Here is a 15378-nt window from a genome sequence, read left to right as displayed (position 1 = left end):
AAGGCCCAGACAACCGCCCAGTCGGACGTCTCCGCCGCCAAGAACAACCTCGACGCCGCGAAGAAGATGGCCGAGGACGCCCGCAAGATGCGCGAAGACGCCGCCGGCACGGCGAAGAAGAAGCTGGAAGACGCCTCCGACGCGGGCATCCAGAACCGCAAGTGGTGGGAAGAAGTCGGCGACTGGGTCACCGACAACTGGGACACCATCGTCGCCGTCTGCAAAGTCGTCGTCGCCGTCCTCGGCGTCATCGCGATGATCATCGGCGGCCCCATCCTCGGCGCCATCGTCCTCATCGCCGCCCTCGTCGTCCTCGCCGACACCCTCCACAAATACGCCAACGGAGAAGCAGGCCTACTCGACGTCGCCTTCGCCGCCCTGGACTGCATACCCGGCATGAAGGGACTGACCAGCCTCCGCGGCCTCGCCAAGGGCATGAAGGGCCTGAAGGGCGGCCTCAAGGGTCTGAAGAGCGCACGCAGCATGCTCGGCCGGGGCAAAGACGCATTCGCACGCGGCGCCAAGGCGGTCTGGAAGAAGCTGACCGACCCGGTCGACCTCGCCACCGGCCAGATGTTCCTGCCGCAGACCGACATCGAACTGCCCGGCGCCCTCCCGCTGGCCTTCCGGCGTCGCGTCGCCTCCGATTACCGCACCGGCTGGTGGTTCGGCCCTACATGGTCCTCCACTATCGACCAGCGCCTCGAAGTCGACCACCAGGGGGTGGTGTTCGTCTCCGAAGACGGCCTGCTGCTTGCCTACCCTCACGCCGACACGTCCCAGACGGCAGTGCTGCCAGAGGTGGGTCCCCGCTGGCCCCTCGTCCGCCTGGACAACGGCGGCTATCGCATTGATGACCCACTCACGGGGCACAGCCGCTACTTCGGCACCCCGACCGAGGGCCTGGCACTCGTGGAGCGCATAGCCGACCGCAACGGCAACACCATTGACTTCGACTACGACAGCGACGGCGTACCGCTCGCGGTCCGGCACTCTGGCGGCTATCACCTCAAGCTCTTGGTCGAAGAGGAACGAGTCACTGGGCTGTACCTGGCAGGGGGAGCCGAAGACGGCTCAGACGCCACGATCAAGCGGTACGGCTACACCGACGGGAATCTCACGGAAGTCATCAACTCCTCCGGATCGTCCCTGAAGTTCACGTACGACGATCGGCTGCGCGCCACCTCCTGGACGGACACCAACCACAGCCGCTACGACTACACCTACGACGACCAGGATCGCTGCATAGCCGAAGGTGGCGAAGCCGGGCACATCGCTCTCACTCTCGACTACGACGGGACGGACGAGACCTGGCCGGGCTGTCGCATCACCACCCTCACCACCGCCGAGGGCGCCGTCACTCGATTCGCCATCAACGACGAGTGCCTGGTGGTCGGCGAAGTCGATGCTCGTGGCGGCATCACCCGAGTCGAGTACGGAACTCGTCACGAGGTTCTCTCCCGCACCGACCCACTCGGTTCCAGGACTGAGTTCCTCAATGATGCTCAAGGGCGACCGCTCTTGGTATCCCACGCCGATGGAAGCACAAGAGGCTTCGCTTACAACGAGTTGGGACAGCCGGTCACCATCACTCTCCCAGATGGCTCGACGTGGTCGGCGGAGTACGACGAACGGGGAAATCGAGTCAGCACCACGGATCCGGCGGGCGCCACGACTCGAAGCATGGTCGACGCACGTGGTCACCTGACGGCTGTCATTGACGCCCACGATTCGACGACACGGGTGCGCTGCAACCCGGCGGGGCTTCCAGTTGAAGTGACGGATCCGCTCTCCGCCACAATTCGATACGAGTACGATCCCTTTGGGCGGGTCACCAAGTTTATCGACGCGCTTTCCCAGGCCACATGCATGGAGTGGACAATCGAAGGGAAACTCGCTCGCCGGGTCGACCCGGAGGGAAATTCCGAGTCGTGGACGTACGACGGCGAGGGCAACTGCGTCAGTCATACCTCCGCTTCAGGAGCGGTAACTTCCTACGAGTACACACACTTCGACCTCCTCGCCGCTCGCACGTACGCCGACGGAGCGCGATACGTCTTCAAACATGACGCCGCTCTACGATTGACCCAGGTGGTGAACCCGAGGGGTGAGACCTGGGACTACTACTATGACGCGGTCGGCCGCCTGATATCTGAGACAGACTTCGATGATCGCACTCTCAGCTACGTGCACGACGCGGCGGGAAGAGTGACTGAGCGGGTCAATGCTCTGGGGCAGTCCATCAATTTCGAATACGACGTGATGGGTCGCATCGTCGAAAAGTACGCCGATGGGATGCGCACTCGGTACGAATACGACCCCACGGGCCGGCGGACACGCACCGTTGGCCCGGACTCTGAACTGGCCTGGGAGTACGACGCGGCAGGCAGGCTCCTCAAAGAGACTGTAGACGGTGAGGCGCTGTCCCTTACCTACGATGTCGTCGGTCGTCGTACCAGCCGAACGACTCCTACTGGCGCGCATTCGACGTATACGCACGACGTGACCGGGCGCCAAGTCTCCATTGCCTCATCGGGCCGCGCCCTGAGATTCTCCTACGATGAAGCCGGTCGCGAGATCGAGCGGTTCCTGAGTAACACCCTCTCCCTGACACAGGGGCGGGACGCCGCCGGACGCCTGACCGATCAGACACTGAGCGACGGCTCCCGGGGCCTGATCCAGCGCAGGTCGTACTTCTATTCACCTGATGGCCGGCTTTCTGCCATGGAGGACCCGCTTCAAGGCGACATTTCCATCGGCCTCGATGCCATCGGGCGAGTGACCGGGGTCGACGCCCACGGCTGGAGCGAAAAGTATGCCTACGATCAATTGGGGAACCAGACGCGCGCCTCCTGGCCGCACCAGCCCGGTGAAGACCAGCTTCAAGGCGAGCGCCGGTATGACGGAAGCCACGTGCTCGGCGCCGGCACAGTGCGCTACGAGTACGACGCCGCGGGACGTGTCATCGCCCGACGCAGAACGCGGGTCTCCCGCAAGCCAGACGTGTGGCGATACGTCTGGGACTCGGAAGACCGGCTCGTGTCGGCCACCCTGCCGGACGGCACAGCGTGGCGCTATCGATACGACCCATATGGTCGGCGCATCTCCAAGCGGTGCCTCCATGACTGCGGCGAGGTGGCTGAGGAGATCACCTTCACTTGGGACGGGTACACCCTTGCCGAGCAGATCACCGTGTCGTCCGATGCTCCTCATCCCGTCGTGCTCACTTGGGAGCACGACGGCCTGAAGCCAGTCGCTCAGACCGAACGCCTCCTCGACTCGGCGACCCAGAAAGAAGTCGATTCCCGATTCTTCGCCATCGTCACCGATCTGATCGGCGCCCCCAGCGAACTGGTGGATGAATCAGGCGGCATCGCGTGGCGCGCACGCAAGACGGCCTGGGGCGTGACCACGTGGCCGCGTAACAGCAGCGCGTACACACCGCTGCGTTTCCCTGGCCAATATTTCGACCCTGAAACCGGCCTGCATTACAACTGCTTTCGCTATTACGACCCGGAACTCGGGCGTTACACCACGCCTGACCCCCTGGGTCTTGCGCCCGCCCCAAACTCGAGTACGTATGTCGACAACCCCCACGTGCTGGCGGACCCAAGTGGGCTGAGTCCCTACGAGACGGGGGGCCCGGACAGTCACATTCCTTTGGACGCCCCACGCGGGGACGTGCGTTTGGGCAGTCATGATGAAGCCTTCAATGAAGTACTCAGGCGGTTCGACGTATCTGATCCGTCGCTGGTCTCAAGGCAACCGATGTGGGGACGGAATCCCAACCTGACGGGCCCTCGCGGGGAACCCTGGGAAGAGGTGACCGCAATCGACTCGCAAGGAAACCTCGTAAATATTCACCACCACGCCAACGGCCACCATTTCACTGACGGCGCCCAACCTCAGTGGTCACTTCCGCACTATCACGGCCCCAACGGCGAACACGTATACTACGGCGACATGAATTCCGGATATGGATTGCAAGGGAGGCCGAGGGGTGCAGGATGAGGGATCCGCTGATGGTGTCACGGTAGTTGGTCGATCTCCATGGAGCGGGAGCGGTGCGAATTCACGGCTTGACGCGCTGGAGGATCTCCCCGATTCGGTCGGTTCGGCTTGGCTTCTTTCGGAACCCTCCGCCGAGTTCTCTTGTTGGAGTCGCCTCCGCCCGCTACTCCATGGCCGTGCCGTGTTCACCTGGTCCACGCGCCTACTCGAGGCTCCACCTGAAGAGGAACAGGAGCTCAACGACGCCTCCCGGACAATCAAGAAGGTGACGCGCAGGACCAGCCTCCGATCCTTCCCCAGCAGGCCGTACCTGGAGTCTCGCCTGGAGAAGCTGGACGAGGTCGGGGGGGAACTCTACGATCGAGTCCGACCGCTATTGCGTCGAAGTTCTGGATTCGCCATCGGAATCGCCTCCGCCGAGACAGACATCGCCGCCTGGTCAACCGTGGCTCAGATCCTCGAGACCCACTTCACTCTTGCTTCCGAAACCGCCAACTCTCCCCAGATGGAGGGTTTTCGACGGCGTATCGTCTCACTGTACGTCGAGATTTCCCTGGAGCTGGGTTTCATGCCCGTCCTCCCGGTCGACAAGACCACACACGGCGGACTTGTCATTTTCACCGCCCGGTCTTCGCTCCCGGAAATCCTGGACAGCGTCGCCCTGCCAGGAGATGTGTTGGGCGGGGCCCCAGGGAATGACTTGATCAACCAGTTCATCGAAGCGGGCGGTGATCTTTCCTACAGATGAAGTCGACTTGCGGGGTTCCCTGTTCGATACCCACAGGTTCCTGCAGCGCGACTGTCCCCGAGGACATGCTCGCCCGTTCCGTCTTCGCCCCGCTCGGCGGCATCGTCGAGATCGGCGCTGTCGCCGCAGCCGGGACCTGCCGGACGTGTCCCTGGGGGAGTTCGTGTCTACACGGCAGAGCGATGTGGCGCGGCTCCTCGAAGTGGTGCGGGAGATCGGGGACTTCGGGGATCCGGTCATGGGGATCCTCGCCTGCGCCCTGCGCCCTGCCCCCGCGCCCGTGGGCGCGGGGGCGACGCTATTGGATGACGGGCATTCCCCGGAAGCGATCAACAAGTGGCTTTCAGAGCGCGGTGGACGGATGGGCCCTGACTCCACACCTGAAGGCGTCGCAGACATTCAAGGCAGACTAAAAGCCATGCGGAAAGGTAATTCAGACCCGTAATACATGACGCCGACGCCTCCGTCCTGCATTCCGTGCAGCAAGAGGGCCTCTCCGTCATCACAAACGACAAGCAGTTCTACAAAAACGCAGAGAGACTCGGCTTTACCACCGAGCGCTATTTGCTTCATCTGAGTCCTGAGACTCCGGACTCGACGCGCGCTTCGGCGCCACGGCCATCGACGCCGGCCGGTGGACACCCGCCCCGAACGGAAGGGTCAAAGCGTGGCTTCAAGATCCGTGTGGCTCGCCGGACCGGGACCCCCCCCGTAGCTTCGTACCAATCCGCAACCTCGTATGAACGCACCGTAGTCGCCAGCCCCCCGCCCCCATACCGTGTGCCCGTGCAACCGAGCCAACCACCGCACCAGCCCACACCCCCGTTCAACTTCCCCGTCGCCCGGCGCCTCCGCGAGGCCCTGGGGATGGCGCACGGGCATGTCGCCTATGGAATGCGGGCGAGCTATGGGCTCTCCTACATCACCCCCGACACCATCGCCGCCTGGGAACGCGGGCTCGCCGCGCCCACGTCCGTCGAGCTCACCGCCCTGGCGGGGACGTTGTGGTGCTCGCCGGGGGAGCTCATGGGCGCCGCGACCACCCTGCGCGAGCACCGGCTCGCCCGAGGACTCGCGCCCGAGGACGTGGCCCGGGGGTCAGGGCTGGAGATTCAGGTCTATCTGCACATGGAGGAGACCAACACGTGGCGCGGCAACGAGCGGCAGTCCGCCGCCCTCGCCGAGGTGCTGCAACTCCCGCTGCCCGACTTCATCAGCGTCACCGGGCGTGCCGACGACCTCGCCGATCTGCTGCGCCGGGCGGTGACCACCCGCTGGCAGGGCTACGTGCGGCCCGTCAGCAAGATGCTGCCCGTGCGAAAGCGGCATCTCGAGGATGTTCTCCAGCAGCTGCACGCCGACTACCAGTCACGCATGGTGCGGACGCTCAGCTGGGGCGGCGGCGCCGGGGCCGACGCGTCGGGGAGCGCCGGGCAGGACTTCCTGGACAAGATCCTCGAGCACTTCTGGGCCCAGGTGCGGGGGACAGGGACGGGGGACGGAGACGGGGGACGGGGGCGCTAGCCGGGGCTGAGACAACCCCGGCCAGGAGGGAGACCGCCCCTAGAACACCGACTCCGCCTCGTCCATCCGGTCCTTCGGCACCGTCTTCAGCTCGGTGACCGCCTCCGCGAGCGGCACCATGGTGATGTCCGTGCCCCGCAGCGCCGTCATGCGGCCGAAGTCCTCGCGATGCGCCGCCTCCACCGCGTGCCAGCCGAAGCGGGTGGCGAGGACGCGGTCGTACGCCGTCGGGGTGCCGCCGCGCTGGACGTGACCGAGGATGACCGGCTTGGCCTCCTTGCCGAGGCGGGTCTCCAGCTCGTATGCGAGCGCCGTGCCGATGCCCTGGAAGCGCTCGTGGCCGAACTGGTCGATCGCGCCCTTGCCGTAGTTCATGGTGCCGTCGGCCGGGTGCGCGCCCTCCGCCACACAGATCACCGCGAACTTCTTGCCGCGCGAGAACCGCTCCTCGACCAGTTTCACCAGGTCAGCGGGGTCGAAGGCGCGCTCGGGGAGGCAGATGCCGTGGGCGCCGCCCGCCATGCCGGACTCGAGCGCGATCCAGCCCGCGTGCCGGCCCATGACCTCGACCACCATGACGCGCTGGTGGGACTCGGCCGTCGTCTTGAGGCGGTCCATCGCCTCCGTCGCGACACCCACCGCGGTGTCGAAGCCGAAGGTGCGGTCCGTGGAGGAGATGTCGTTGTCGATCGTCTTCGGGACCCCCACCACCGGCAGGCCCGCGTCCGACAGCATCTTCGCGGCCGTGAGCGTGCCCTCGCCGCCGATGGGGATCAGGACGTCGAAGCCGATCTCCTTGGCGAGCGCGGGCGCGTCCTCGCAGGCAGCCCGGAAGCGGTCGCGCTCCAGGCGCGATGAGCCGAGAATCGTTCCGCCACGGGCGAGGATGCCGCTGACCTCGTTGAGACCGAGGGAGCGGTAGCGGCCGTCGAGCAGACCCGCGTAACCGTCCTCGAAGCCGATGACCTCGTCGCCGTAGTGCGTGACGGCTCGGTGCACGACCGACCGGATCACTGCGTTGAGGCCAGGGCAGTCGCCGCCTGCGGTGAGAATTCCGATGCGCATCGTGCTGTGTCTCCTGCTCGCTGTTGATGCGTGTGAGCCGGTCCGATTGTTCCATGACCGCGCAGGGGTCGCTGCTCACACAGTAAGCACTCCCGGCCCACGGCTGCTCCGCCCATTCCGGGGGAGGAGGCCCTTGGGCCCGCTCCACGAGGCCTTTCGTCCGGCGGGCGACCTAGCCAGCCACAGAGGTATTGTCAACAGGGCACGGCAACCATATCGGGTCATTTGTCCGGCCCTGAGCGACCTCGCCCGGTCCCGCCGGGCACGCAGGGACACCGCAGCGAAGAAGGGGAGAGCACGCGTGACGCGCAGCGTGTACGTGACCGGGATCGACCGGGGCGACGGCCGCCAGGTCATCGAGCTGGGAGTCATGGAACTCCTGACCCGTCAGGTCGACCGGGTGGGGGTTTTCCGTCCGCTCGTCCACGACGGTCCTGACCGTCTCTTCGATCTCCTGCGGGCCCGCTACCGGCTCGCGCAGGACGCCGCGTCCGGGTACGGCATGGACTACCACGAGGCCTCCGCGATCCAGGCCGAGCAGGGCACCGACGAGCTGGTCTCCCAGCTCGTCGACCGCTTTCACCGGGTGGCGCGGGACTACGAGATCGTCCTCGTGCTCGGCACGGACTTCGCCGACACCCAGCTCCCGGACGAGCTGTCCCTCAACGCCCGCCTCGCCAACGAGTTCGGGGCCTCGGTGATACCCGTCGTCGGCGGCAAGAACCAGACCGCCGAATCCGTCCGCGCCGAGACGCGGAACGCCTACCGCGCGTACGAGAGCCTGGGCTGCGACGTCCTCGCGATGGTCACCAACCGGGTGGCGCCCGCCGACCGCGACGAGATCCGCGAAAGCCTCGCGGCCGGCCTCCCCGTGCCCTGCTACGTCCTGCCGGACGAGCCCGCCCTCGCCGCGCCGACGGTCGCCCAGATCACCCACGCGCTCGGCGGCCGCGTCGTACTCGGCGACGACGCGGGGCTCGCGCGTGACGCGCTCGACTTCGTCTTCGGCGGCGCGATGCTGCCGAACTTCCTGAACGCCCTGACCCCGGGCTGCCTGGTGGTCACCCCCGGCGACCGCGCCGACCTCGTCGTGGGCTCGCTCGCCGCGCACAGCGCCGGTACGCCGCCCATCGCGGGCGTCCTGCTCACCCTCAACGAACAGCCGGGCGAGGCGATCCTGAAGCTCGCCGACCGCCTCGCGCCCGGCACCCCGGTCATCGCGGTATCCGGCGGCTCCTTCCCCACCGCGGGTGAACTCTTCGCCCTGGAAGGGAAGTTGAACGCCGCCACGCCGCGCAAGGCGGAGACGGCCCTCGGGCTCTTCGAGCGGTACGTCGACACGGCCGGGCTGCGCACCCGCATCCAGGCCCCCAGCAGCGACCGCGTCACGCCGATGATGTTCGAGCACAAGCTCCTGGAACAGGCCCGCTCCGACAAGCGCCGCGTCGTTCTGCCCGAAGGCACCGAGGAGCGCGTCCTGCGCGCCGCCGACGTACTCCTTCGTCGCGGTGTCTGCGACCTGACGCTGCTCGGCCCCGTCGAGCAGATCCGCAAGAAGGCCGCCGACCTCGGCGTCGACCTCGCAGGATCGCAGCTCATCGACCCGCAGACCGCCGAGCTGCGGGACGCGTTCGCCACCAAGTACGCCGAGCTGCGCGCCCACAAGGGCGTCACCGTCGAGCTCGCGTACGACGTCGTCGCGGACGTGAACTACTTCGGCACCCTGATGGTGCAGGAAGGGTTCGCCGACGGCATGGTGTCGGGTTCCGTTCACTCCACGGCCGCCACCATCCGGCCCGCCTTCGAGATCATCAAGACCAAGCCGGACGCCTCGATCGTGTCGTCCGTCTTCTTCATGTGCCTCGCCGACAAGGTCCTCGTGTACGGCGACTGCGCGGTGAACCCGGATCCGAACGCCGTGCAGCTCGCCGACATCGCGGTCCAGGCGGCCGCCACCGCCGAGCAGTTCGGGGTGGAGCCGCGGATCGCGATGCTGTCGTACTCGACGGGTACGTCGGGTTCGGGCGCCGACGTCGACAAGGTGCGCGAGGCGACCGAGCTGGTGCGGGAGAGCCGGGGCGACCTGAAGATCGAGGGTCCGATCCAGTACGACGCCGCCGTGGAACCCTCGGTCGCGGCGACGAAGCTGCCGGACTCGGAGGTCGCGGGCCAGGCCAGCGTGCTGATCTTCCCGGACCTGAACACCGGCAACAACACCTACAAGGCCGTGCAGCGCTCGGCGGGCGCGATCGCCGTCGGACCGGTTCTGCAGGGCCTGCGCAAGCCGGTCAACGACCTGTCACGGGGTGCTCTCGTGCAGGACATCGTGAACACGGTTGTGATCACTGCGATCCAGGCCCAGGGCTCCGTCACCGTCTGAGCGATGACAGATATCAGATGACAGATATCCAACTCCGTAAAACGCCTACAGAAAGCACCTCCCCGTGACCGCCACCCGCGTCCTCGTCCTCAACTCCGGCTCCTCGTCGGTCAAGTACCAGCTGCTCGACATGCGGGACAGCTCTCGTCTCGCGGTCGGCCTGGTCGAGCGCATCGGCGAGGAGACCTCGCGGCTCAAGCACACCCCTCTGACGGGTGGCGGCGACGAGCGTGAGCGCGAGGAGCCGATCGCCGACCACGAGGCCGCCCTCAAGGCGGTCGCCGCCGAGCTGACCGCCGACGGGCTCGGCCTCGACTCCCCCGAGCTGGCCGCGATCGGCCACCGCGTGGTGCACGGCGGCCTGAGGTTCACCGCGCCGACCGTCATCACGGACGAGGTGCTCGCGGAGATCCAGCGGCTCGTCCCGGTGGCGCCGCTGCACAACCCGGCGAACATCACGGGCATCCGCACGGCACAGGCGCTGCGCCCGGACCTCCCGCAGGTCGCCGTCTTCGACACGGCGTTCCACACGACGATGCCGGAGTCGGCGGCGCGCTACGCGATCGACGTGGCCACCGCCGATGAACACCGCGTGCGGCGCTACGGCTTCCATGGGACGTCGCACGCGTACGTGTCCCGCGGGACCGCCGAGCTGCTCGGGAAGGCGCCCGAGGAGGTGAACGTCATCGTGCTGCACCTGGGCAACGGCGCGTCCGCGAGCGCCGTGCGGGGCGGCAGGTGCGTGGAGACTTCGATGGGGCTCACGCCGCTTGAGGGGCTCGTGATGGGTACCCGTTCCGGTGACGTGGATCCGGCGGTCGTCTTCCACCTGGCCCGCGTCGGCGGGATGTCGATCGACGAGGTCGACACCCTGCTCAACAAGAGGAGCGGTCTGGTCGGTCTCTGCGGCGACAACGACATGCGGGAGATCCGGCGTCGGGTCGATGAGGGTGATGAGGCCGCCTCGCTCGCCTTCGACATCTACATCCACCGTCTGAAGAAGTACATCGGCGCCTATTACGCGGTGCTCGGCCGGGTGGACGCCATCGCGTTCACGGCGGGGGTCGGTGAGAACGCGGCGCCCGTGCGGGAGGCTGCCGTCGCGGGTCTGGAGGAGCTGGGGCTCGCGGTCGACGGAGAGCTCAACGCTGTACGTTCCGACGAGGCGCGGCTGATCTCGCCGGAGTACGCGCGGGTCGCGGTCGCCGTCGTCCCCACCGACGAGGAGCTGGAGATCGCGCAGCAGACCTACGCACTGGTCGGAAACCCGTCATAACCGCAGTTCTCAGCAATTCATTACCGCAACGCCTGAGCGCACTTCCGCCCATTTGTAGATTCCACCAGACGGAATATTCCGTAGCGAAACAAACCGATAGGATCGCCCCCATGCGCCGTTCCAAAATCGTCTGCACGCTGGGCCCCGCCGTCGACTCCGAAGAGCAGCTCGTCTCGCTGATCGAAGCCGGCATGAATGTGGCCCGCTTCAACTTCAGCCACGGCACGCACGCCGAGCACCAGGGGCGGTACGACCGCGTCCGTGCCGCTGCCGAGAAGACGGGCCGTGCCGTCGGCGTCCTCGCCGACCTGCAGGGTCCGAAGATCCGTCTGGAGACCTTCGCCGAGGGCCCCGTCGAGCTGGTGCGCGGTGACGAGTTCACCATCACCACCGAGGACGTCCCCGGCGACAAGTCCATCTGCGGCACCACCTACAAGGGCCTGCCCGGTGACGTCTCCAAGGGCGACCAGGTCCTGATCAACGACGGCAACGTCGAGCTGCGCGTCGTCGAGGTGAGCGGCCCGCAGGTGAAGACGATCGTCGTCGAGGGCGGTGTCATCTCCGACCACAAGGGCATCAACCTGCCCGGCGCGGCCGTGAACGTGCCCGCGCTCTCCGAGAAGGACGTCGAGGACCTGCGCTTCGCCCTGAGGATGGGCTGCGACATGGTCGCCCTGTCCTTCGTGCGCGACGCCAGTGACGTCAAGGACGTCCACAAGGTGATGGACGAGGAGGGCCGCCGGGTCCCCGTCATCGCCAAGGTGGAGAAGCCGCAGGCCGTCGCCAACATGGAGGGCGTCGTCGCGGCCTTCGACGCCGTCATGGTCGCCCGTGGTGACCTGGCCGTCGAGTACCCGCTCGAGAAGGTCCCGATGGTGCAGAAGCGCCTGGTGGAGATGTGCCGCCGCAACGCCAAGCCGGTGATCGTCGCGACCCAGATGATGGAGTCGATGATCACCAACTCGCGCCCCACGCGCGCCGAGGCGTCCGACGTCGCCAACGCGATCCTGGACGGCGCGGACGCGGTCATGCTGTCCGCCGAGTCGTCCGTGGGCGCGTACCCCATCGAGACCGTCAAGACGATGTCGAAGATTGTCGTCGCGGCCGAGGAAGAGCTGCTCTCCAAGGGTCTGCAGCCGCTCGTGCCCGGCAAGAAGCCGCGTACGCAGGGTGGTTCGGTGGCGCGTGCCGCGTGCGAGATCGCGGACTTCCTGGGCGCCGAGGCGCTGATCGCCTTCACGCAGTCCGGTGACACGGCCCGTCGTCTGTCCCGTTACCGCGCGGCCCAGCCGATCCTGGCCTTCACCACCGACCAGGCGACCCGCAATCAGCTCACGCTGAGCTGGGGCGTGGACTCGTACGTCGTGCCGCACGTCGACAACACCGACGCGATGGTCGACCTCGTCGATGCCGAGCTGGTCAAGCTGAACCGCTTCAACGACGGCGACACCGTGATCATGACGGCGGGTTCGCCCCCCGGCGTCCCCGGCACCACCAACATGGTCCGGGTGCACCACCTGGGCGGCGTCGGCCGCGACTAGGACTCCTGGTTCTCGTCGGATACGACGCTGAGGGCGCCCCCTGCGACAGGGGGCGCCCTCAGCGCTTTTGCGGCTCCCGGGGGAGGCTGGAGAGGACCGGCCGGTGATCTTACGAGGATCAGTCGGTGATCGTCTGGCTCAGGCCGGGGACGTGCAGGTTGCCGCCGAACTGGCCTGCCTGCTGCACCTTCACGTCCGTGAAGTAGATCAGCGGGATGTTCAGGGGCGGCGGGTGCTCCGGGTCGAACGTGATCGGGATCAGGCCGAAGAGCTTGCCGGAGATCGACTCGGTGTACATCGTCGTCTCGCCGCCACGGATGGTGGACGTGGAGCCCTTCTCGGCCTGGACGTGGTACTTCTTGCCGGCCGGGCCCTCGACGATCTGGTGCAGGTCGCCGATGTCCGTGTTCTGGACGACGTACTTCAGGGCCTGCTTGGTCTTGCCGTTGGGCATCGTCAGGTTCACGACGCCCTGGTAGTCCGCGCCCTTGAGGGTGAGTGAGCTGGCTTCCAGGTTCCACGGCTGGTTCGGGATCGGCGCGGGCGTCTGCTCCGCCTCTCCGTCGACCTTCTTCTCGACCACGCACGGGAACGGCTTCTTGCCGTTCTCGTCCGGCGCCATCGGGTCCGCGGACTCTTCGGCCTTGGCCTTGTCGGCAGCCTCTTCGGCGGCCTTCTCGGCATCTTCCTCGGCCTTGTCGACCGCGTCCCCGGCCTTGTCGGCACCGTCCTTGACGCCGTCCGTGACTCCGTCGACGGTGTCCTTGACGGGCTTGGTGACGTCGTCGACCGTGTCCTTCGCCGAGTCCTTGGCCTCTTCCTCGGAGGTCTTGCTCTCCTTGGAGGCGGAGGGGGTCGGCGTGGGGCTCGCGGACTCCTTCTCGTCGGGCGTGAAGAGGTCCTTGAGCGCGGGACCGACACCCAGCGGGTCCAGCGGGTTCCTGGTCTCGGAGGGCTCGGGAGCGGGCTCCTCGGCCTTGTCGTCCTTGCCGTCCGAAGGGGACGGGGTCGGCTCGGCCTTGTCGCCGCTGTCGGAGCTGCCGGAGTCCGAGCCCGCCTTGTCACCGGCGGAGGGCGAAGGCGTCGGCTCGGCGGCCTCGTCCTTCTTGGCCGCGTCCTGCTCGGCCTTCTCCTTCTCGGCCTTCTCCTTCTCGGCCTTCTCCTTCTCCGCCTTCTCCTTCTCCGCCTTCTCCTCGGCAGCCTTGTCGGCTTCCTTCTCGGTGTCCTTGGAGGCGTCGTCCGGCGCCGTGACGCACGGGCCGTCCTGGAAGGGGTTCTTCGGCAGCGGCTTGGCCTGCGCGAGCTGGGGGGTCAGGCCCATGCCCATGAGGACCGCGGTCGGCATGGCCGCGATGGCTATCGCCTTGCCCGCCGGGACGTGCAGGCGGGTGAGGAGCGGCTTTCTGGGTGCCGCGTGGCGCGGCCCGGATCTCGCGCGAGGCTCCCCCGCGGAGTCCAGTTGGTGCACCTCGTCAGCCGGCACGGTGCCTCCCGTTCGTCCCGTTGTCCGGGCTCGTTCCTGACAGATCGTCCGTAGTGCCGCTCACCCCGTTCGCGGCCCCCGCGGCCGCGGGCTCCGGCGCCCCGTCGTCAGAGCCTTCGGTCCGCTGCTTCGCGGATCCCTTCACCGGCTTGGCCGCCGCCCAGGAGATGCCGAGGGCACCGCCGAGCAGAGCGAGCAGGAAGCCGATGACGAAGCCGCCGAAGTTGGAGACCACCAGAGAGACCAGGGCGAGCAGAATCGCCGCGACACCCGCGAAGATCCGGGAATGCGGCTGGAACCACATGGTCAGGCCGAGCACGACAAGCAGGACGCCGATGATCAGCGAACCGGCACCGGCGGTCGTCGCCATCCGGATCGTCATGGTGCCGATCGTGAGGTTCGCGTACGGGAAGTACATGATCGGGATGCCGCCGAGCAACGTCAGCAGACCACCCCAGAACGGGCGCTGACCGCGCCACCCTCGGAACGATCGGCGCATCCGGCCGAGCTTGTCGCCCAGTCCCACTTGCGCTTCGGCGCTCATGTCGTACAGCTCCTCGGGGAATGGCGTTTGGTTCTGTGTCCTGCGGATTCGGGCACGGGGACGGTTTGAGGTCAAGATCCGTCGCGCCCCCGCGCCCTGCCGTTTTTCGCTACAAGTACCGCTGTCAAGGCATCAGTTGCCTCAGTAGCACTCGTGCTTGCCCTTCTTGACCGACATGGCCAGACCGGAGAGCTTGAAGGTGCCGGCGGTGGTCGCCCACGCGCGCTGCTTGACGTCGGTGAACCGCACCTTGTCAGCCTGCTGCGCGAACGAGTCGGGGGCGTACTTGTCGCCCTTCGACGGGCCGGGGCCCTTGGTGGTCCGGTCGACCGAGACACCGATGTCGACGTTGGTGAACGTCGCGTCGGCCTTCAGGTCGTCGGCGTCGATGTAGAGCTTCTTCGCCTCGACCCTCGGGCCGCCCTTGCCGCCGGCCTTGAGGGTCATCGACACATCGCCGAAGACGGGGACCGGAACGACGACGGACTGACACAGGTTGGTGATCTTGGCCGAGTTGAGGCCGACGACGGCGACCGGGTGGTTACCCGACTTGCCGCTGTCAAGCGCCCCGTACTGGACGAAACCCGTACCGTCGAGCTGGTCGGCAGTCACCTTGAACTGCTGACCGGACACACTGAACGATGCCGCGAGTGCACCCTGCGAGAGGGCCACGCCTATCGCGGCAGTCGCCGCGACGCTCGGCACCATGACTACGGCGAACCGCTTCCATCTGGTTCCGCCACGAGCCACGGACTCCATGACTTTCCTCCTTCTCGGACGTACATCTCCGGCCCTGACTGATCCCG

The 15378-nt window shown here is 66.9% G+C and carries 10 protein-coding genes; 6 read left to right on the top strand and 4 right to left on the bottom strand.

Features of this window, described 5'->3' with window-relative positions; all coding sequences use genetic code 11:
• Positions 1-66 precede the first annotated feature (66 nt).
• The 3 genes from ACZ5WE_RS18515 (at position 67) to ACZ5WE_RS18505 (ending at position 6283) form a co-directional block, all read left to right on the top strand.
• Positions 67-4011: a DUF6531 domain-containing protein gene (locus ACZ5WE_RS18515; RefSeq protein WP_469157296.1), complete on the top strand. Its 3945-nt coding sequence runs from the start codon at positions 67-69 to the stop codon at positions 4009-4011.
• A 181-nt stretch (positions 4012-4192) separates the two neighbouring features.
• Positions 4193-4759, top strand: a complete 567-nt coding sequence (locus ACZ5WE_RS18510; RefSeq protein ID WP_467689180.1) for a hypothetical protein — start codon at positions 4193-4195, stop codon at positions 4757-4759.
• Between the two features lie 780 nt (positions 4760-5539).
• Complete coding sequence (locus ACZ5WE_RS18505) at positions 5540-6283, top strand: helix-turn-helix domain-containing protein (RefSeq protein WP_467689178.1); 744 nt, start codon at positions 5540-5542, stop codon at positions 6281-6283.
• A gap of 39 nt (positions 6284-6322) precedes the next feature.
• Here the strand turns inward: ACZ5WE_RS18505 and ACZ5WE_RS18500 are convergent, their stop codons facing one another.
• Positions 6323-7348 (bottom strand): 6-phosphofructokinase, encoded by a 1026-nt coding sequence (locus tag ACZ5WE_RS18500; RefSeq protein WP_467689177.1) that lies wholly within the window; start codon positions 7346-7348, stop codon positions 6323-6325.
• 301 nt (positions 7349-7649) lie between these two features.
• Here ACZ5WE_RS18500 and pta point away from each other — a divergent pair, with 301 nt between their 5' ends.
• From pta to pyk, 3 genes are all read left to right on the top strand, one after another.
• Positions 7650-9728, top strand: a complete 2079-nt coding sequence (pta, locus tag ACZ5WE_RS18495; RefSeq protein ID WP_467689175.1) for a phosphate acetyltransferase — start codon at positions 7650-7652, stop codon at positions 9726-9728.
• A 64-nt stretch (positions 9729-9792) separates the two neighbouring features.
• Entirely contained in the window at positions 9793-11004 is a 1212-nt protein-coding gene (locus ACZ5WE_RS18490; RefSeq protein ID WP_467689173.1) for an acetate kinase, read from the top strand.
• A 110-nt stretch (positions 11005-11114) separates the two neighbouring features.
• A complete protein-coding gene (pyk, locus tag ACZ5WE_RS18485) occupies positions 11115-12545 on the top strand; it encodes a pyruvate kinase (RefSeq protein ID WP_467689171.1) in 1431 nt (476 codons plus the stop codon).
• 118 nt (positions 12546-12663) lie between these two features.
• Here the strand turns inward: pyk and ACZ5WE_RS18480 are convergent, their stop codons facing one another.
• The 3 genes from ACZ5WE_RS18480 to ACZ5WE_RS18470 all read right to left on the bottom strand — a co-directional run bounded on the left by ACZ5WE_RS18480 (position 12664) and on the right by ACZ5WE_RS18470 (position 15331).
• Complete coding sequence (locus ACZ5WE_RS18480) at positions 12664-14028, bottom strand: hypothetical protein (protein WP_467689169.1); 1365 nt, start codon at positions 14026-14028, stop codon at positions 12664-12666.
• A complete protein-coding gene (locus ACZ5WE_RS18475) occupies positions 14018-14572 on the bottom strand; it encodes a DUF6114 domain-containing protein (RefSeq protein ID WP_467689167.1) in 555 nt (184 codons plus the stop codon). Before ACZ5WE_RS18475 ends, ACZ5WE_RS18480 begins: the two co-directional genes overlap by 11 nt.
• Positions 14573-14713: 141 nt before the next feature.
• The gene (locus ACZ5WE_RS18470; protein ID WP_467689166.1) at positions 14714-15331 is read right to left on the bottom strand and encodes a DUF6230 family protein; all 618 of its coding nucleotides are present in this window, start codon (positions 15329-15331) and stop codon (positions 14714-14716) included.
• Positions 15332-15378: the final 47 nt, after the last annotated feature.

The sequence above is a fragment of the Streptomyces sp. NPDC033180 genome, from assembly GCF_055577645.1.
Note: the sequence above shows the minus strand (reverse complement) of the source record. Positions and strands in the feature narration are given on the sequence as shown.

Coding starts and splice junctions, on each gene's coding strand:
- ACZ5WE_RS18470 (WP_467689166.1), bottom strand. CDS start 15,331: ATGGAGTCCGTGGCTCGTGGCGGAACCAGATGGAAGCGGTTCGCCGTA.
- ACZ5WE_RS18515 (WP_469157296.1), top strand. CDS start 67: ATGGCCGAGGACGCCCGCAAGATGCGCGAAGACGCCGCCGGCACGGCG.
- ACZ5WE_RS18475 (WP_467689167.1), bottom strand. CDS start 14,572: ATGAGCGCCGAAGCGCAAGTGGGACTGGGCGACAAGCTCGGCCGGATG.
- pyk (WP_467689171.1), top strand. CDS start 11,115: ATGCGCCGTTCCAAAATCGTCTGCACGCTGGGCCCCGCCGTCGACTCC.
- ACZ5WE_RS18500 (WP_467689177.1), bottom strand. CDS start 7,348: ATGCGCATCGGAATTCTCACCGCAGGCGGCGACTGCCCTGGCCTCAAC.